General features: G+C 53.6%; 20 protein-coding genes. 11 read left to right on the top strand and 9 right to left on the bottom strand.

Annotated features, from left to right (window positions below; all coding sequences use genetic code 11):
• Positions 1 to 95: 95 nt before the first annotated feature.
• Positions 96 to 500 (bottom strand): peptide-methionine (R)-S-oxide reductase MsrB, encoded by a 405-nt coding sequence (gene msrB / locus ACYJL1_RS14495; protein ID WP_460896042.1) that lies wholly within the window; start codon positions 498 to 500, stop codon positions 96 to 98.
• Positions 501 to 893: 393 nt separating this feature from the next.
• Between msrB and ACYJL1_RS14490 the strand changes: the two genes are divergently transcribed.
• Positions 894 to 1,331: a Ros/MucR family transcriptional regulator gene (locus ACYJL1_RS14490; protein WP_460896041.1), complete on the top strand. Its 438-nt coding sequence runs from the start codon at positions 894 to 896 to the stop codon at positions 1,329 to 1,331.
• Between the two features lie 154 nt (positions 1,332 to 1,485).
• Here ACYJL1_RS14490 and ACYJL1_RS14485 read toward each other — a convergent pair whose 3' ends face one another.
• Positions 1,486 to 1,785, bottom strand: a complete 300-nt coding sequence (locus ACYJL1_RS14485; protein ID WP_460896040.1) for a cytoplasmic protein — start codon at positions 1,783 to 1,785, stop codon at positions 1,486 to 1,488.
• Between the two features lie 197 nt (positions 1,786 to 1,982).
• On the opposite strand from ACYJL1_RS14485, the gene ACYJL1_RS14480 reads away from it, so the two are divergent.
• Both ACYJL1_RS14480 and ACYJL1_RS14475 read left to right on the top strand, forming a co-directional pair.
• A complete protein-coding gene (locus ACYJL1_RS14480; RefSeq protein ID WP_460896039.1) occupies positions 1,983 to 2,432 on the top strand; it encodes a helix-turn-helix domain-containing protein in 450 nt (149 codons plus the stop codon).
• On the top strand, positions 2,432 to 3,232 hold the full coding sequence (locus ACYJL1_RS14475; RefSeq protein WP_460896038.1) for a DUF6456 domain-containing protein: 801 nt from the start codon (positions 2,432 to 2,434) through the stop codon (positions 3,230 to 3,232). The genes ACYJL1_RS14480 and ACYJL1_RS14475 overlap by 1 nt, the downstream gene beginning before the upstream one ends.
• Before the next feature lies 1 nt (position 3,233).
• Here the strand turns inward: ACYJL1_RS14475 and ACYJL1_RS14470 are convergent, their stop codons facing one another.
• Both ACYJL1_RS14470 and ACYJL1_RS14465 read right to left on the bottom strand, forming a co-directional pair.
• A complete protein-coding gene (locus ACYJL1_RS14470; RefSeq protein WP_460896037.1) occupies positions 3,234 to 3,674 on the bottom strand; it encodes a SufE family protein in 441 nt (146 codons plus the stop codon).
• A gap of 64 nt (positions 3,675 to 3,738) precedes the next feature.
• The gene (locus ACYJL1_RS14465) at positions 3,739 to 4,200 is read right to left on the bottom strand and encodes a DUF5330 domain-containing protein (protein WP_460896036.1); all 462 of its coding nucleotides are present in this window, start codon (positions 4,198 to 4,200) and stop codon (positions 3,739 to 3,741) included.
• A 368-nt stretch (positions 4,201 to 4,568) separates the two neighbouring features.
• Here ACYJL1_RS14465 and ACYJL1_RS14460 point away from each other — a divergent pair, with 368 nt between their 5' ends.
• The 3 genes from ACYJL1_RS14460 to ACYJL1_RS14450 all read left to right on the top strand — a co-directional run bounded on the left by ACYJL1_RS14460 (position 4,569) and on the right by ACYJL1_RS14450 (position 7,764).
• Positions 4,569 to 6,422 (top strand): sensor histidine kinase, encoded by a 1,854-nt coding sequence (locus ACYJL1_RS14460; protein WP_460896035.1) that lies wholly within the window; start codon positions 4,569 to 4,571, stop codon positions 6,420 to 6,422.
• A complete protein-coding gene (locus ACYJL1_RS14455) occupies positions 6,397 to 7,272 on the top strand; it encodes a peptidoglycan-binding domain-containing protein (RefSeq protein WP_460896034.1) in 876 nt (291 codons plus the stop codon). The genes ACYJL1_RS14460 and ACYJL1_RS14455 overlap by 26 nt, the downstream gene beginning before the upstream one ends.
• A gap of 144 nt (positions 7,273 to 7,416) precedes the next feature.
• Positions 7,417 to 7,764 (top strand): DUF1491 family protein, encoded by a 348-nt coding sequence (locus ACYJL1_RS14450; RefSeq protein ID WP_460896033.1) that lies wholly within the window; start codon positions 7,417 to 7,419, stop codon positions 7,762 to 7,764.
• Positions 7,765 to 7,941: 177 nt separating this feature from the next.
• Here the strand turns inward: ACYJL1_RS14450 and ACYJL1_RS14445 are convergent, their stop codons facing one another.
• The gene (locus ACYJL1_RS14445; RefSeq protein ID WP_460896032.1) at positions 7,942 to 8,880 is read right to left on the bottom strand and encodes a DUF2336 domain-containing protein; all 939 of its coding nucleotides are present in this window, start codon (positions 8,878 to 8,880) and stop codon (positions 7,942 to 7,944) included.
• A 190-nt stretch (positions 8,881 to 9,070) separates the two neighbouring features.
• Here ACYJL1_RS14445 and ACYJL1_RS14440 point away from each other — a divergent pair, with 190 nt between their 5' ends.
• A complete protein-coding gene (locus tag ACYJL1_RS14440; RefSeq protein WP_460896031.1) occupies positions 9,071 to 9,262 on the top strand; it encodes a hypothetical protein in 192 nt (63 codons plus the stop codon).
• Between the two features lie 13 nt (positions 9,263 to 9,275).
• Here the strand turns inward: ACYJL1_RS14440 and ACYJL1_RS14435 are convergent, their stop codons facing one another.
• The 4 genes from ACYJL1_RS14435 to ACYJL1_RS14420 all read right to left on the bottom strand — a co-directional run bounded on the left by ACYJL1_RS14435 (position 9,276) and on the right by ACYJL1_RS14420 (position 13,700).
• The gene (locus ACYJL1_RS14435) at positions 9,276 to 10,319 is read right to left on the bottom strand and encodes a YdcF family protein (RefSeq protein ID WP_460896030.1); all 1,044 of its coding nucleotides are present in this window, start codon (positions 10,317 to 10,319) and stop codon (positions 9,276 to 9,278) included.
• A 75-nt stretch (positions 10,320 to 10,394) separates the two neighbouring features.
• Complete coding sequence (locus tag ACYJL1_RS14430) at positions 10,395 to 10,940, bottom strand: DUF1254 domain-containing protein (RefSeq protein ID WP_460896029.1); 546 nt, start codon at positions 10,938 to 10,940, stop codon at positions 10,395 to 10,397.
• Positions 10,933 to 11,517 carry a DUF1214 domain-containing protein gene (locus ACYJL1_RS14425; RefSeq protein WP_460896028.1) on the bottom strand — a complete coding sequence of 195 codons (585 nt, stop codon included), beginning with the start codon at positions 11,515 to 11,517 and terminating at the stop codon, positions 10,933 to 10,935. Before ACYJL1_RS14425 ends, ACYJL1_RS14430 begins: the two co-directional genes overlap by 8 nt.
• A gap of 35 nt (positions 11,518 to 11,552) precedes the next feature.
• Entirely contained in the window at positions 11,553 to 13,700 is a 2,148-nt protein-coding gene (locus ACYJL1_RS14420; protein ID WP_460896027.1) for a transglycosylase domain-containing protein, read from the bottom strand.
• Between the two features lie 266 nt (positions 13,701 to 13,966).
• Between ACYJL1_RS14420 and ACYJL1_RS14415 the strand changes: the two genes are divergently transcribed.
• The 4 genes from ACYJL1_RS14415 to ACYJL1_RS14400 all read left to right on the top strand — a co-directional run bounded on the left by ACYJL1_RS14415 (position 13,967) and on the right by ACYJL1_RS14400 (position 16,741).
• Positions 13,967 to 14,596, top strand: coding sequence for a LysE family translocator (locus tag ACYJL1_RS14415; RefSeq protein WP_460896026.1), 630 nt, complete (start codon positions 13,967 to 13,969; stop codon positions 14,594 to 14,596).
• Positions 14,597 to 14,820: 224 nt separating this feature from the next.
• Complete coding sequence (locus ACYJL1_RS14410; RefSeq protein WP_460896025.1) at positions 14,821 to 15,450, top strand: phage distal tail protein, Rcc01695 family; 630 nt, start codon at positions 14,821 to 14,823, stop codon at positions 15,448 to 15,450.
• On the top strand, positions 15,447 to 16,313 hold the full coding sequence (locus ACYJL1_RS14405; RefSeq protein ID WP_460896024.1) for a DUF2163 domain-containing protein: 867 nt from the start codon (positions 15,447 to 15,449) through the stop codon (positions 16,311 to 16,313). The genes ACYJL1_RS14410 and ACYJL1_RS14405 overlap by 4 nt, the downstream gene beginning before the upstream one ends.
• Positions 16,310 to 16,741, top strand: coding sequence for an NlpC/P60 family protein (locus ACYJL1_RS14400; RefSeq protein WP_460896023.1), 432 nt, complete (start codon positions 16,310 to 16,312; stop codon positions 16,739 to 16,741). Before ACYJL1_RS14405 ends, ACYJL1_RS14400 begins: the two co-directional genes overlap by 4 nt.
• Positions 16,742 to 16,761: the final 20 nt, after the last annotated feature.

The raw sequence follows: 16,761 nt of genomic DNA, 5'->3' as shown, positions 1-16,761 counted from the left end.
TTCCGGACTGCAAGGCAGATTTCATACAAGTCTGTACTGCGTCAATACGGCTTTGGTTGATAGTATGGCAGATTCGAAAGGAAGTATTTCATGCCCTATGCGGGATCAAAGATCAAAGCGTTGCCATTCATGCAATAACGCAAACCCGTAGGGGCTGGGCCGTCCGGAAAAACATGACCGAGATGGGCGTCGCAATCAGAACACTTGATCTCCGTACGGAGCATGCCATAGGAGCGGTCTTCCACAGCAATCACAGCATCAGGTTCGATGGGGTTTGTAAAACTTGGCCAACCTGTCCCGGACTCATACTTTGCTTCTGACTTGTAAAGGGCACGATCACAGCAAACGCACTTGTAAACACCTTCAAGTTTACTGTCGAAGTTAGGACTGGAGAAAGCGCGCTCCGTTCCATGGTTTCGCGTGATTTGATACTGTTCCGGTGTTAGCTGCGCACGCCATTCTGCATCAGTTTTTACCACTTTAAATGTTGTTATATTCATTTTATGCTCCTTTCGATGCAAATGTAAGCATGAACACTGCGCTCCACAACATCCGTTATTGTAGAATGCTTTGCGTGAAACGTTATATTCCTCATTTTTGCCATTTTTTGTCTTAGATGTAATTTTGGAATTCTCGGATGCACGCCCTGGTTGAGGAGTGCATTTGTTGAGTGGCGTTATTGTGGCTTCTTGATGTGATTGGTGGTTAATCTCTGAGTTTGACTTCATTTGAAATATTTCTTTTGTAAATGAAGTATTGATTTGACAAATTCATCAAAATCCGAAAAAGAAGGTCGCTAAAGGCGTCGGAAAACAGAACGCCATAGAACTTTATATTGGTGTTTTTTACCTCCTCTCCAGATATTTCAAATTAGACGAAGGAATTGGACTTTAATGACCACATTCGACAATTCAAACTCCACGGCCAGCGATGTTTTGCTTGAGCTGACGGCTGAATTGGTTGCTGCTTACGTCAGCAATAATTCCGTACCGGCCGGCGATCTGCCGACGCTTATCGCTGATGTGCATTCAGCTCTTGGTCGCGTTAGCGGCGGCTTAGAGGCGGTTGTTGCTGTTCAGGAGAAACCGAAACCTGCAATCAACCCAAAGAAGTCTGTTGCAGATGACTATATTGTCTGCCTGGAAGACGGCAAGAAGTTTAAATCATTGAAGCGTCACCTTATGACACATTATAGTCTGACGCCGGAACAGTATCGTGAGAAGTGGGATCTTGATCCTTCCTATCCGATGGTTGCGCCGAACTACGCAGCAGCTCGCTCGCGCCTTGCCAAGAACATGGGCCTTGGTCGCAAGCGCAAGAAGGCCGCTTAAGGCTTTTACTTCGATCTGATAGCTGTAACGGGTTTCACTCCTGCAGAGCCAATGGATTACATTTGCGAATGAGTCTGTTGGGTGATGGATGTGGGAAGACCGGATTATTATTCAGTTAACAGAACTGACAACGGCGCCTTGGGCGCCGTTTTTGTTATAGGACATTCGTTGTTTTTGCCGGAAACTGCAGCCTGTCTAGCGCCTGTTTCAAACCGATATGGCGATTGAGGTCGTAGCTCCAGTGCCCGCGTGTCCCCTTGAGTCGTTCACGCTCAATAAGACGTGAAAGACGGCGGCACATGTGGAGTCTGCTCGCCTCGTCCTGGGCAAGCAATTCGTCCAGATCGGCATTGCAGAACATTTGCAGCGCCAGACGTTGCCGTGCCTCACTCTCAATGAAGTCTCTTGCCGCCAGAAACGCGCCTTGCTCTTTCTTCCACTCATTTATCGACATCTGACCACTCCTTTCAGTGTGGCCGGTATTATCGCCGATTGACCGCAGTGTAGGATAAAAGACCTATTAATAGAAAGTGGAAAAACAAATAGTAATTTAAAAACAATAATTTATAGAAAAATCGGGCAAAAACTTATCCCCGTTCTTGATGGGAGGTGTATAAGAAGATATTCCTACTAAAGAGGTGGAGTAGCGTAATGGTCCCGAATTTCAGCCACACGATAAGGTCGCCAGCAGATGCGCGTAAAATGGTCAAAGCCCTGCGCGCTCATCGTTACGGGCCGAAGCTGGTACTGACTGTCATTGCTCAAGATGACACCCTTGACGAGCGGCCTTTCCAAATATGCGACCATGTTCTCGATATATTGTCGGCACTGTTTAACATTTCCGGTGGCGATCTGCGTTCAAACTCGCGTTGTGAGCAAGCCGTCGCGCGCGTTCGTCAAATAGGTATGTATGTGGTGCATGTGACACTCGGCATGTCGATGACGAAAGTTGGCCGCGTGTTCGGACGAGATCGAAGTACAGTTGCTCATGCCTGTCATCTGATTGAGGATATGCGCGAGGATGCGGATTTCGATCGCATCGTTCATATGGTTGAAACAGTCGTGCGGGCAGCATTCGTTCAAAGCGGGAGGGTCCGTTGATGAGTATGCACTCAAGGATTGATCAAGCCATGATCGCACGCCTTTTGCGATTTCTTGCCAAGGGCGCGGTGCAACTCTCAGAAACGGCATCGCCCGAAAAGTTGATGCTTGAGAGTGCCGCATATGGTGTGTTGAGCGCTAAAAGAGATGTTATCGCTCATGCAAAAATGGCGGGACTTGTGATGTCCCGTAAATCGGAATTGAGTATTACCGATGCAGGGACGGCATGGTTGCGGCGCGACGCGGATACTGGCACTGACCCTTTCGCCAGCCAGCACCGGCGCGAAGCCTTCATTACAATACGGAATGAAAACGGACCAAGCAAAGTTCGCGCTAATGAGGCCGAGTCGCCGCTGGCAAATTTGCGTAAACGCAAGGATGCCGCAGGCAGACCTTTGATCAATGAGGCGGCATTCAAGGCGGGTGAGCAATTGCGTGGTGATTTCACCCTTGGCAATCTGCTGCCCTCGATCGGCGTCAATTGGGATGTGAGCGGCAGTGGCTCGCGCACCAATGGCGTGCTTGAAATTACGGACGCGGCTTTGGCTGCACGCCAACGCGTCGAGCGGGCTCTTAATGCGGTCGGGCCGGAACTTGCGGGCGTACTGGTTGATGTGTGCTGTTTTCTCAAGGGATTAGAGTTGATCGAGCGTGAGCGGCAATGGCCGGTTCGTTCAGCAAAGCTGATCCTGAAAACAGCTTTGGCCGTGCTCGACAGACACTACAATCCGCCAGCGCCAGCCCGCCGTTCTTCGAGCATTATTCATTGGGGTGCAGAAGATTACCGGCCTGTGATTTGATTTAATGCTGGGTTGCATCCACCGAGCCGAGTGCGGCTTCCGCTTCACGGCGGATACGGGCGACCATCGAGCGCAGGCCATTGGAGCGCTGCGGCGTCAAGTTTTCATTGAGGCCCAGCTTGCGCAATATAGCTTCCGGGTCGATGGCGAGAATTTCTGAAGCTTTTTTGCCCGAATAAAGCGCCATCATGATGGCGACCAGACCACGGACGATATGAGCGTCGCTGTCGCCAACAAATTCGATAACGGGATCTGGTCCCGCCGAAAGCGTGCTTTTGAGCCAGACCTGACTGACGCAACCATTGACCTTGTGCACCGCATCGCGGGCTGATTCCGGATAAGGCTTGAGATCGCGACCGAGATCGATGACATAGCGATAGCGCTCTTCCCAATCGTCGATGAAGTCGAAATCGCCAATAATGTCGTCAATAGTCTGTGTCATGGTGTTGTCCTGTTCGGGTCACATATAGTGTCCCAAACCGCAAACGTCATCGTTTTTATGCGATTCAGTTCTTTATAACTGAGCCGGTGTGAGCCTTGGTGTCTACCTTGCTTGTCTCTTCACGCTCGCGGGTGGCGGCATTGATAATCTCGCGCAAAGCCATTTCACGCAGCTTTGCCTTGATTGCTTCAGCATCACCAGTGTCCGGAATATCACCATGCGCTCTGGCAACCACAGAGTCCGGGTCATCGGATTTTTTGCCAAGTTGAGCATCAATATACTCATATCCCATCTTGGCGGCTTCGCCCGCGCGTGTGCCAGCATTGGTAAGCGCCGCCTTGCCGGTTTCGCAGGCCTGAGGCTTGCGCGTACAGAAATCCGACAGATCGCTGATTGTATCCTGCGCTGCCAGCAATGCTTCAAGCGGGCTGGGGCCACCCTTTTCACTGGAGAGGGAAGGCATGAATAAAGACACGACTGTCATCCAGAAGCAGAACTTGATCGCAAATCTGATCAAAAAGAACATGGCCCGACCCTTTGGATCAAAATCAAATCGTCGCGAAGACAGTGACACAGGCTTTGCAACATTGGGTTGAAGCCTGCACCTCAATTTGAGCCACTATAGAAACCAAGCATTAACAAGTGCTGAGGCGCCGATCGGTGATTTTGCGATTCGAGGCGTAAAGAGGTCCTTATCCGAAACCCTTCATTTACCATGACTTCTACAATCGTTCGAAACCGGGTTTCCGGGTCACTCGATCCCCTCGCTTTATCCTTTCCTTAAAGCCTCGTCTGCAAAAGTTAACACCGACAAGAGTGCTTGTAAGAGCATTCGTGAAATGACCGCTTCATTCGGGCGCCAGCCGGGATTTTGCGGAAAGCAGGAAAAAATTGGTGCCGATTCATTCCGTCACACATTCTGACTTTGCCGATACTGGCTCGCGCCGGAGGCTTGATGTTGCCAGCCGCTTCCGTGATTTATGCGGGCGTTGGGTCAATACATCAATTGCCTGCCCTGTAACCCGTGATCGCGACACACGAATGGCCGGTGCATTCCTGGCAATGCCGTTGCTGCTCGCCATTGCCGCTTTAACCAATCACGTTTTGGCCGGTGAAATGGCCGGTATTGTGAGCATGGCTATGGGCGTTCTCGCCCTGCCGATGATTTTCTGTGGTGCATTGGCAATATCCAAAGACAGCCGGAGGATCGGCCTTGGCGCAATTATCACTTATGGCGCATCCATTTGCGCTATCGGAATTGCCTCGTCAGCGCCAAATCTGCTGCTATGGCTGTCAACAGCCGCCATTCCGGTTGAAGCATGGTTCGTCTATCGCACCAAACGTTCGCTGCGCGTGGCAGGCGGGATATCTGCAACCATACTGGCTGTTCTACTGATTGTGTCATTGGGCAAGAACGCTGAAGTCGGACTTTCGCCGCTCGTTCTGCTGGCTTCGCTGGCATACTCCGCAACACTGATTGTGCGGATAGCAAAAGGGATTGTTCAGAGCGCTGCTGCCGCACGCCGTGATGATCGTGTTGCGGACCTCGAGAGCGCCATTGACGGCGTGGTTCTGAGTCTCGGCGCCGATGGATTGGTAAAATCACTTTCGGCCAAGGCGCAGGAACAGTTCGGTATTGCCCGCAATCTTCTGATCGGCACACCGCTGTTTGAGCGCGTGCATGTGGCTGACCGCGTTCAGTTTCTTGGTTTCCTCAGCGATTTGAAACATGGTGCGCCAAAGGCCAATGTCGATGTGAAGCTGCGTTGTGTTGCGCCGGCAGAGAATTCCGGCCAGGCGCATCTTGTCAGGTTCGCAACCTATCAATTGAATGCTGTCCCTCACAGTCAGGGCGAGGATTTCCTTGTGGTCGCAACGGATATTTCGCAAGCTGTCGCAGATCGCAACGCGCTTGTTGCAGCACGCCGTGAAGTTGAAACAGTAGAGATAACGAAAGGCCGCTTCCTTTCGACCGTGAGTCACGAATTGCGCACGCCGCTCAATTCCATAATCGGATTCTCCGACATTCTCTTGCAGGAAATTTGCGGCAAGCTGCCGGATAGCCGTCAGCGCGAATATGTCGAGTTGGTCCATCGCTCGGGCAATCACCTGCTTTCCGTGGTGAATGCCATTCTGGACGTGTCGAAGATTGAAGCTGGGGCCTATCCTATCCATGCGGAAAGCTTTGCTTTCAAGGACACGGTAACCATGGTGTACGATATGATGGCGCATCAGGCCGCGCAGAAGCAAGTGACACTGTGCGACCGGGTGAGCCCGCGTATCGGCAATGTCGTTGCGGATAATCGCGCCATCCATCAGGTCCTGATCAATCTTGTATCCAATGCGGTGAAGTTCACGGAGACTGGAGGCGTCGTAACTATCGACGCGCAGATCGAGGATGACATGTTGGTGTTTTCTGTCAGTGATACCGGCATCGGTATTGCAGAAGCAGATTTGAAGACGTTGGGTCAGCCTTTCCGCCAAGTGCAGAATGACTATACGCGCGCTCAGGAAGGCACGGGCCTGGGTCTTGCCACAGTCAAGGGGCTGGTTGGTCTTCATGGCGGTGAATTGACGATCAGGAGCGTTCCGGGGCAGGGCACGATTGTGGATGTTCGCATCCCCCGTTCAGGGCGCATTTCCGCCTGTGATGACCGAAGAGAAGAACCCGCCGCAAATATTGTCGAGTTCAAAGAGATCAGCGATGTAAAGGGAGGTTCCCATGGGGAAGCCCGCAAGTCGGCCTAGCCGCCGCACCGCCAAGCGCCGCGCACCCAAACGAAGCCCTGCATTGCGGGCTTTGATTGCGACCGGCGGTTTGATCGCCAGCAATCCTGGCATTGCAGGCGGTACGACGGCCTTTCTGGTCACGCTTGGCTTCATCTCGGCCAATGCGCTGTGGTATCAGCCGCATGTGCATGAAGGCGTCTTTTTCTCGACGCGACCGGAGCTGGTATTCAAGCCAATAAAGCAGGAAAAGCCTGTCCTGTCGGGTGAGAAGCGAACATCCGTGGATGCGCCGATCCGCAAAGTGAACACTGTTCCGGTTCCCAAGAGCCAGGATGCAATTGCTGCTGCCATCAATGGCGATCCGGTTCTGGGACCGGGTGGCGATCCGGAAGTAGCGCAGCTACAGCAAAAATTGCTGGCGCTCGGTTTCTATAATGGAACTGTTGACGGTATTTCCGGCAAGGGCACGCGCGGGGCTATCGAGGCCTACCGTAAGGCCAGCGCCGAGCTTGGCGTTGATGCTGAAGCTGCGGTCGGCAATGCCGACGACACAACTGCCAGTATTGCAGTGCCGGCCAAAAAGCCGGACGCTGCACCGGAAAAAGCAACAGTACAGAAAATCTCCGCATCGTCGGATGACACAGTAGCGGGCAATCCCTCTGCTGGCCGATTGTCAGCGCCTGAGATCGTTCGCGTGCAAGCCGGCCTTCGCGCCTTTGGCAATGACAAGGTGGAAATCGATGGCAAGGTCAGTGAATCCACCAAAACAGCTGTCAGCGAATTCCAGAAGCTCTTCCGCTTGCCGGTAACGGGCGAGCCCGACACGAAGCTACTGGCGAAAATGCAGGAAATCGGCCTTATCAACTGAATTCACGCCCTGATGGCCTGCAAATGTCGTTTTTCTGTGCTCCGGTGCTCATGAACCCAAAAGTTCACTGCGCTCCGGTGCTCGAAATCCACCACTTTCGGCTCATCATGACGTGAATTCCCCTCCCACCAAGGATTTGTCCCCATGCGCCTGACATCTGATTTTTGGGTTTCAGCATTGGTAAGACGGGTCAATGATACCGGTGCATTTGCTGCTTTGAGCAATAGGGGTGCGATGGAAGCCGGAGCGATCTTCATCAAATTTCGCAATTCCGATGGCACATATGATTTGTTCGGTCCGGCTCCGCAAATGGTCTACGACGAAACGAAACCGGACGAGCGCCTGTTTACTCGACTGAAATCAGGATCGGCCGAGATGGACATCAATGACGATCTGGAAAAGCAGAAGCGTTGGGACCGCGATTTGTGGATTGTTGAAATAGAGGACTATCGCGGGGATCGCTCTGAGTTGTTTTCGGTGGTTGAGATTTAGACTGCAGTATTCTTAATGCGTGGTTCGACGGGGCTCACCATGAGGGAGGTTGTTGGTTGCAATGAGGGCGGCCCGATTACAACCATGTTGCAGATGCGCAAGTAGAATCTCCTTGCAAATATCCAACTTCCCTCATGGTGAGCCCCGTCGAACCACGCATGGAAGCATTTGCAGCGGTCAGGAAACCTTGCGTGCTGTGTTCTCGACATCCTTGGCCATTTCGCGCAATTTCTCGCGCAGCGCGGCAGAGTTTTCCTGAATCTTCCAGCGCGAAACTGTAATGCGGGCCTTTTCCTGGTCGATCTGGCGGTAGGATTGAACAAACAGGCGCAGTGAATGCAAATCCTTATGCACCAGTCCGAAGAGGCCCGTAAGGATCAAGTGCGCCGCTTCCGCCGAAAGACCGAGCGAGGCAAAAGCAATTGTCAGTTCAGCATTGAGCCCGTGGCCAATGATGCGCACAGTGTTCTCCAGGCCAAGGTCAAGCGCCTGCGCAAAATCTTCCTGGAAGGTTGTGGTCTGATCCAGCAGAGCTGCATCAATCAATCGATTGGCTAGCGCCTGATCGTCGGACTGCCCAATATTGCTGTTGAGCATCAGTTCCTTCAGCGCCTGCCGCGTTTCGCGAAGGCGCTCGGACTGAGGAACGGCAACCGTTTCCACTTCCATCGAGGGTTGAAACGCCAGTGTACGTTCAAGTGCGGGATCATTGAAACTGTGCAGCGCGTCAAGCAATAGCGGATCAGACGTTACCCGGCGGGCAATGGCACGTGCGTGGCCGAGACCTTTGCGCCGGATGATGTCGAGCAAGTCTCCGGTCTTGAATACGGGAGAGCGCAGCAGGATAGGCGCGGAAACATCCACATCATCCTCAGCAAGAGCCATGATGAGACGGCGTGGTGCATGGGATAATTCGGAAAGTACGGCTGCCGCATGTCGGCGCACCCGGGGGGAAGTGAGTGGCAGCAAAGGAACAGCGAGATCTTCAAGCAGTTGCGCATCGCTCTTCGCCGGTCTCGCGACGCTGCAGAACGCAGTAATGGACGCGGTCAGGAGATCGTCAGCCTTGCTGCCGCCGCTGCGGTCTTCAAGCGCCCGAAACTCAGGATACTTCACGAACAAACTCCAACACTGCACGCAACGCAATAACAGCTTCTAAAATTAGCCGCTAAGCGTTAGCAACCCGTTAACCATCGACGTGTCTTATTAAATAATGGCGCAAATCGCGCGTATACGGCATAAGTACCAACAGGCATCTGCGTAGCATTCGAGTTCAGGAGAGCAACGAACCTTACGGATGGGCCAAATGGGATTTGTAATTGCATTTCCGGGAAGCATCAGAACCCGAAGCAACCGGAACCAGAAGAAGCGACAGACAACAGCCGAGATCACGATTTTCCCCGGCGTGCGCTATGAGCATTATTCAGCCAAGCCGCAGAAACGTGACAAGGCCAAGCATTGCCCTCAGTTTTTCGACGACCTGCCCCAGCCGGGCTGATTTGACCTGCCTGTTACTGCTGAACGCCGGGATAAGCCCAAAGGCCCGATACCCGCATCAGATCCCGGTAGATCACCAACCTCTCATCGGCCGAGACCTTCGCAGCCTCTTCGACGGAAGGGGCATCCAGAGCCACAACCGGTACGACATTGGTGTCAAGATCATACTGCTTGAACGCATCTTCCAGCAGGGTGCGGGCACGGCGCATATGGCTTGAGCTCGTGACCAGAACAACGCTATCAGCGCTGTGGCGTTTAAGCAGATTGGCAACATTCAAGACGTTGCCGACAGTGTCCTTTGACTTGTCTTCAATGAGAATGCGGTCGCGGCTCACGCCGCGCTCAACCAGCCATTTCATCATGATGTCGCCTTCGGTAACGCCCGCCTGCGGCTGGCCACCTGTGACCATGATGCGCGCTGTGGGATTTGCCTGTGCAGCTTTCAACGCGACATCAAGCCGGTCCAGCAACGGCTTTTCTGCGGTTCCGTCCTTGGCCAAAGCATAACCCAAAGTGACGATCATGACCTTGCCCGAAAGAACAGGCACGTCTGTATTCGGTTTTTCAGCGATAATCTGTTCGGCGCGGACAAAGCGCTGGCGATAGGCTTCAGCGCGGTCGCGGTCGAGACCGGCCAATGCCTGATGCGCCAGACTGGCTTCGGTTTCGTCATTGCGGATACGGCCAAGCGCCTCCAACCATGCCTGCGCGTCGAAAGATGTCGGGTCCCTGACAAGAATTTCCTCATAGGTTGCTCTGGCGCCGTCGAGGTTCTTTTGCAGAATCTGCGAGGAGGCGACGGCAAAACGGAAATCCAGCCGCTCGGGCGCCAGCTTGGAGGCTTCTGCAAAAGATTGTTCGACCACATCATAGCGGCCATGCAAGGTGATGCCCTTGAAAATCTCGGCTTCGGCCTTCTTCACATCACCGCCCGACCAATAATATTGCATGCCGGTATCGACCAGCGTCTTGATGCGCTCGGCATTTTGCGCGTCATAGGCAAAGGCAAATGAAGTGCTTAGCATCAGGGCAAGGGTTGCAGCGGCAATCTTCTTCATGGCGTCACTCTCTTCATGGATTCGGTTGGTCGTATACTTGTTGTGTAACGGCGAAACGACAATTGGCCAAAGAGTTTAAAGGAGGGGTGTGCAGTTCGCATTCTTCAGGAAGGAGGCGACCTGTTCGGCCCAGGACTCATCGGGGACAAAACTGCGGATGACGACGAAACCCTCGTCCATATCAGCTTCGATCAGCACGGAGTTTTCAGCAGCAATGGGCTTGGATTTGGTGAGTTCGATCATTTGCAGAGGTGTTGCAATGACGAGATCCAGCTGATCGGCAATTGCTGTGCGGTCATTGATTGAATAGATATTTTCGCCTTGGCGATTGTAAACCGAGATCGACCAATAGGGCAGTGTTCCAATACCGGTAATATGGGCGGGCAGATCGGTTATATCGAAACGGCATGCGGCGGCTTGAAACAGCGGGTCTAACGCAAGGCGGACAGTACCGGGTCTGGTTTCACCCGTTGCCGTATGGAATTGCCAATCGCTGCCATAGGCTGAAATACGCGACCAGGCATTGCGATCCGAGTAATAGGGAACAAGAAGCACCACGGCGATGTGGATAATACCAGCACCCACCAGTCCGAACAGAAGGGTGCGTAAAATTTTACCCATCACAACTGATCCTTGTGATCGCCGGGAAGGTCATATCGACCAGACCCGAATTGCTGCCGACGGGCGTATCGTACAAAGTCATCACGAGCGTCATGCGCCCGTTGCCGGACGTGGCAAGCCAGTTTTCAGGCTGGGCCTTCGGTGAAATGGTAACGACGAATGCGCCATTCTCCCCGCGCAGAATCTGCCGTGAATGCAATGCAGGCAGGCGGCCAGTGCCGGGATCAAGTGGTAGCAATGCGCGATCTGCCGCATAAAGTGTCCAGAAACGCGAGTTCGGACTGTTTCCGCTCAAACTGTAGGTGCAATTGCGGTCAAGCGCGACGCCTTTATCATCATTGTAAGCGTAAAACGCCAGACCTTCGGCCGACCCTAGCGGAAAAGCGCCTTCGCGTGCGGCACGCGCCTTGGCATAGGGGTCGGAAAGAGGTGTGCCTGCGTCCGGATGGGCTGTCCATTGGCCAATGGCAAGTGCGTTGAAACCCTCGAAACGGTTCACCGCATACCATACGCTCAGTGTTCCGCCGCCGACGGCAATGACAAGCGCAATAAGGGCGAGGAAGACATCACGAAGCATGAATGATGACTACACGGCGATGTGGCCGCGTGCAATTAGCGCGCGGAAACTTTTGTAGGAAGCAGAGGCAATTTCAGCTTTGGCGATGTTCTCAATGCCTGATCGATCTCGCGGAGCACCTGTACAGTCGCATTGGAGAGAACGCGGGGACGTTCCCCGGCATTTATAACTTCGCTATCCGTATCGGCGGTGCGATTTTCGGCTACGGCCTTGTCTTGCTTGGGCAGGGTTGGGTCAATGCCGGGTATCGCTTTCAGATCGATATTCTGGTGCGCATAATTCATGAAGCGCTGCCACGTCATCGCGGGCAGAATGCCGCCTGTCAGTTCGTTGGTCGGCGTGAAATTGTCATTGCCGAACCAGACAGCTGCGGTGAAATTGCCAGTGAAACCGACGAACCATGCATCACGATAGCTCTGTGTCGTTCCCGTCTTGCCCGCTACGCGCGTCATGGGAAGGGCAGCACGACGTCCTGTACCCCATTCCGGCACCTGCGATAGCATGAAGTTCATATCGTTGGCGGCAGTTTCTGTCAGAACCCGGTGCGGTTTTGAACCATCTTTGCGCCAGTCCCACAGGGCTTCACCATTCTGGCTCGATATCTGTGTAAAGGCATGACGCATACCGACAATGCCGCCCGTGGCAAAGACATTATAGCCCGTAGCCTGATCCATGACTGTCATGCTGGAAGTACCGAGCACCATGGTCTTGTGCGAGCTGATGGGTGATTCAACACCCATGGCCTTTGCCAATGCGACAATGGGGGCTGTGGTCAGATAATCTTTGGCAAGACGCACGGGCACCGTGTTGATCGACTTGACCAGAGCGGTGGTGAGATCAATCTTGCCAAGATATCTACGGGAATAGTTTTGTGGTGACCAGTTGCCCCATGACACTGCGCCGCCCGAGACGAGCGTTTTGGGTGTCATGCCCTTTTCTATCGCGGCTGCATAGACATAGGGCTTGAAAGATGAGCCAGCCTGCCGGAGCGCAGCGGTGGCACGGTTGAACTGACTGAGGCCATAATCGCGCCCACCAACAATGGCCCTTACGGCTCCATTGTTTTCAAGAACAACTATTGCCGCCTGTGCAACGCGATATTCCTTGCCATACTGGCGCAGATGGTATTCGGCCGATTCTTCGGCGGCTTTCTGGATACCGGTATCGAGCGTGGTGCGCACAATCAATGTGTGTGTGCTGAAGTTCTGCGCGACCTTGCGAACCTCATCAAAGGCCCAGTCGAGAAAGTAATCAGGGCTTTCCAGACGTCCGCGATCAACCACGCTAGCGGGATTGCGCCGGGCGCCGACAACCTGACCTTCCGTCATCAGTCCGCCCTGAACGAGATTGCTCAGCACCACATTGGCACGCGCACGGGCGGCAGGCAGGTTGACGTGGGGCGCATATTTCGCCGGTGCCTTGAACAGGCCGGCGAGCATGGCCGCTTCGGCAAGATTGACGTCCTTGACGCTCTTGTTGAAGTAGAATTGCGACGCGGCAGCTATGCCGAATGTGCCCCCGCCCATATAGGCGCGATCCAGATAGGTCTGGAGAATTTCTTTTTTGCTCAAGTTCGCCTCGAGCCAAAGTGCAAGGAAGGCTTCCTTGATCTTGCGATCCAGACTGCGCTCATTGGTCAGGAACAGGTTTTTCGCCAATTGCTGTGTGATTGTCGATCCGCCCTGCACCACCGAATTGGCGCGCAGATTTTCGGTCATGGCCCGCGACAGGCCAAGGAAATCGATGCCGAAATGGTCAAAGAAGCGCCGGTCTTCCGTGGCAAGGACTGCCTTTATAACGTGGTCCGGCAGTTCATCAATCGGAACGGCGCTGCGGTGCAGAATGCCGCGCTGGCCGATTTCATTACCATAACGATCAAGAAAGGTGACGGCGAAATCATCACGGGTGCGCCAGTTTTTGTCTGTCTCGTGAAAGGCCGGAATCGCCAGTGTCAACATGACCACAGAGCCGGCTGCGCCCCAGGTGAAACCTTCGCTCAAGACTTCTATAATTGCACGCCGCCAGCTGGAGACATGGAAACGGCGGAAGAATATCGTCAGATCTTCCCAGGTTTCAGCAGCACGGAAACGCAGCTCGTAAAGTGTTGAATCGATCCAGGCATCAAGCCCTAGAAGTGGCGAGACTCTGAAACGTTTACGCTTGTCTGGCTCGGTCTCTTTCATCGAAACTCTGTGCCTGCCCTGTATCCACATTCCTCACGAAGAATATGGTGTAACCGATTACGCTTAACAGCTTCTGAAACTTGTAATTTTTCAAGCGCTGCCTTGTCATTTCACCCCAGAGGACAGATTAGCTCTTTTTTATGTCCGGCGACAAGAGAAGCCCGAAAAACTGGGTCTTTCGGGTATGGAATGCAGCTTTAATTTTAAGCTTGCAAATGGATCATTCTGATGGATTGCTGAACGCCAGTTCAAACAGGAGCAGGAACATGGCTATTGAGCATTGGTTGGCATTCGTGGCGGCATCAGCAATTCTTCTGGCTATCCCCGGGCCGACCATCCTTCTGGTGATTTCCTACGCGCTTGGCCATGGCAGGCGCTTTGCAATGGCAACTGTTGCAGGCGTTGCGCTTGGCGATTTTACGGCGATGACCGCCTCCATGCTTGGTCTTGGCGCGCTGCTCGCTGCATCAGCGACGATCTTTACCGCGTTGAAATGGATCGGTGTCGCCTATCTGATCTATCTCGGCATCAAGCTTTGGCGTGCGCCTGTGGCTGATCCTGTGACAGGAGAGGCGCCAGCAAAGAATGAGAAGGCGCTCCGCATATTCCTGCACACCTATGTGGTAACGGCGCTCAACCCGAAAAGCATTATCTTCTTCGTGGCCTTCCTGCCGCAGTTCCTTGATACGACACGGCCGATCCTGACGCAGATGGTGATTTTTGAGGCAACATTCCTTGTGCTGGCAACGCTGAATGCCGGGGCCTATGCGCTGATGGCATCCATGGCACGACAGACAATTCGCAAGCCCAGTGTCCAGCGCGTGGTCAATCGTACAGGCGGCTCGCTGATGATCGGCGCGGGGTTGTTGGCTGCTGGATGGAAGAAGACTTCATAAGAAAATTTACCTTTATAGGAAAATAGTCCTTGACTGCGTAACGGTGTTGCTGTAGATATTGGTCATCGTCGGAATTGTGACCAAAGGCCTTTCGCCGGTTAACGGGCATGCTGGCGCGCGCCGCACGCCGGGGCGCACGGACGCTTTAAGTCTTTGTTTTTACGCGATTCCGCACGCAAAAACCGCTTCACACTTTTGCTGGAATTGCTTCAAAAGGATACAACATGGCAGACTTTCACGACGTCCGCTTTCCGGCGGCTGTCTCCTTTGGTGCGACCGGTGGACCAGAATGGCGCAATGAAATCGTGCCACTCACATCCGGGTTTGAGCAACGCAATGCCCGCTGGTCGCAGTCGCGGCGTCACTACGATGCGGGCACAGGATTGCGTTCTCTGGCAGATCTTGAAGAAGTGATGGCATTCTTCGAAGCGCGGCGAGGCTCGCTGCATGCATTCCGGTTCCGCGATCCCTTTGATCATCTGTCATGTAAATCCGGCCAGACAATCACTCCCGCAGATCAACCGATTGGGCTGGGGAATGGGCGAAATGCAGTGTTTCAGCTCGTCAAGCGCTATGGCGAGCATGTGCGTCCAATCACCAAAGTGGCAAAGGACAGCGTGCGCATAGCCGTGGCAGGCGTGGAGCAGAGGGAGGCGGTCGATTTTGTTGTCGAACTGATCACCGGGAAGATCATTTTTCAGCCCGGAAGAATACCCAAGCTGGATGCAAAGGTGAGTGCAGGATTTGGTTTCGATGTGCCTGTCCGGTTCGATACGGATCGGCTGATGATCAGTCTCAAATCATTCAGTGCCGGTGATATCCCTTCCATTCCCATTATTGAGGTCAAAGCATGAGTTCACTGCCCGCTGCGCTTGAATCACATCTTTCAGGCGAGATAACAACACATTGTTTTTGCTGGATCATTCGGCGAGCAGACAAGGTTGTATTTGGTTTTACCGACCACGACAAAATATTGTTGATCGACGGTGTGTCGTGCGAACCACAAACCGGACTGAGTGCCAGCGAAGCTGCAAGCGCATTGGGGCTAAGTGTGGATACCGCAGAAATTGAAGGAGCGCTTTCCTCTCTTGCCATCTCCGATAGCGATATCGAGCGCGGTGCATTCGACGGCGCCTCGGTTGAGACGTTCCTTGTCAATTGGGCATCGCCGGAGCAATACAGCTTATTGCGCTCTTCTCGTATCGGTACGATCAGCCGCTCGGGCGGGCGTTTCGTGGCGGAATTGAAGAGTAGCTCTGTCGATCTCGATAAGATAAGTGGCCGCCGTGTAACCCGGCAATGCGATGCACAGCTTGGCGATAGTCGCTGTGGTTATAAAGGCCCTGCACAAAAGGCAAGCGTGACAAGGCTGATCTCGGACCGCGAGATTGTGGTGAACGGTTTGCGGCCACCGGACAGCAATTGGTTTCGCAACGGAATATTGAGCTGGGCAAATGGCAGCAGGAATGTCGTGCTGGCACACCAGACATATGGCGAGGGCATTCGCCTGAGCTTGCGGGACTCCCCAATTCCGGACATCAAAATAAGCGATACATTTCTGCTTAATGCAGGCTGCGACAAGAGCTTCGCACAGTGCAAGGCGAAGTTTGGCAATAGCGCAAACTTTCGCGGATTTCCGCATCTACCGGGCAATGATGCGATCTATAACTTTGCCAATGGCAAGGGTAATTTTGATGGCGGGCCGCTGGTACCATGACGATTGCACAGGAAGTTCTGTCTGAAACCCGGCATTGGCTTGGCACGCCGTATCGTCATCAAGGTTCCAGATGTCAGGTCGGGTGCGATTGTCTCGGTCTTGTGCGTGGCATATGGCGTGCGCTCTATGGCCGGGAGCCGCAGGATATTGCAGCCTACTCGCCGGATTGGGCCGAGTCTGGCGCTGGTGACGCGCTGCTGGAGGCAGCGCACGAGCACATGATTTCGAAAGCTCTGGCAGATGCGGTTCCTGGCGACATGCTTGTTTTCCGCTGGCGCGACGGCGTTGCTGCAAAGCATGTGGGAATACTGACAGGCCCAGACCGCTTCACCCATGCCTATGAAGGGCACTGCGTCATGGATTCAGCCCTGATCCCGCAATGGCGCAGGCGAATTGCGGGTGTGTTCGGATTTCCCCAAAGATTTTAAGCATTTGTCATAGGGACTTG

Source organism: Phyllobacterium sp. K27 (assembly GCF_054796155.1).
Note: the sequence above shows the minus strand (reverse complement) of the source record. Positions and strands in the feature narration are given on the sequence as shown.

Coding starts and splice junctions, on each gene's coding strand:
- msrB (WP_460896042.1), bottom strand. CDS start 500: ATGAATATAACAACATTTAAAGTGGTAAAAACTGATGCAGAATGGCGT.
- ACYJL1_RS14490 (WP_460896041.1), top strand. CDS start 894: ATGACCACATTCGACAATTCAAACTCCACGGCCAGCGATGTTTTGCTT.
- ACYJL1_RS14485 (WP_460896040.1), bottom strand. CDS start 1,785: ATGTCGATAAATGAGTGGAAGAAAGAGCAAGGCGCGTTTCTGGCGGCA.
- ACYJL1_RS14480 (WP_460896039.1), top strand. CDS start 1,983: ATGGTCCCGAATTTCAGCCACACGATAAGGTCGCCAGCAGATGCGCGT.
- ACYJL1_RS14475 (WP_460896038.1), top strand. CDS start 2,432: ATGAGTATGCACTCAAGGATTGATCAAGCCATGATCGCACGCCTTTTG.
- ACYJL1_RS14470 (WP_460896037.1), bottom strand. CDS start 3,674: ATGACACAGACTATTGACGACATTATTGGCGATTTCGACTTCATCGAC.
- ACYJL1_RS14465 (WP_460896036.1), bottom strand. CDS start 4,200: ATGTTCTTTTTGATCAGATTTGCGATCAAGTTCTGCTTCTGGATGACA.
- ACYJL1_RS14455 (WP_460896034.1), top strand. CDS start 6,397: ATGGGGAAGCCCGCAAGTCGGCCTAGCCGCCGCACCGCCAAGCGCCGC.
- ACYJL1_RS14450 (WP_460896033.1), top strand. CDS start 7,417: ATGCGCCTGACATCTGATTTTTGGGTTTCAGCATTGGTAAGACGGGTC.
- ACYJL1_RS14440 (WP_460896031.1), top strand. CDS start 9,071: ATGGGATTTGTAATTGCATTTCCGGGAAGCATCAGAACCCGAAGCAAC.
- ACYJL1_RS14435 (WP_460896030.1), bottom strand. CDS start 10,319: ATGAAGAAGATTGCCGCTGCAACCCTTGCCCTGATGCTAAGCACTTCA.
- ACYJL1_RS14430 (WP_460896029.1), bottom strand. CDS start 10,940: ATGGGTAAAATTTTACGCACCCTTCTGTTCGGACTGGTGGGTGCTGGT.
- ACYJL1_RS14425 (WP_460896028.1), bottom strand. CDS start 11,517: ATGCTTCGTGATGTCTTCCTCGCCCTTATTGCGCTTGTCATTGCCGTC.
- ACYJL1_RS14420 (WP_460896027.1), bottom strand. CDS start 13,700: ATGAAAGAGACCGAGCCAGACAAGCGTAAACGTTTCAGAGTCTCGCCA.
- ACYJL1_RS14415 (WP_460896026.1), top strand. CDS start 13,967: ATGGCTATTGAGCATTGGTTGGCATTCGTGGCGGCATCAGCAATTCTT.
- ACYJL1_RS14410 (WP_460896025.1), top strand. CDS start 14,821: ATGGCAGACTTTCACGACGTCCGCTTTCCGGCGGCTGTCTCCTTTGGT.
- ACYJL1_RS14405 (WP_460896024.1), top strand. CDS start 15,447: ATGAGTTCACTGCCCGCTGCGCTTGAATCACATCTTTCAGGCGAGATA.
- ACYJL1_RS14400 (WP_460896023.1), top strand. CDS start 16,310: ATGACGATTGCACAGGAAGTTCTGTCTGAAACCCGGCATTGGCTTGGC.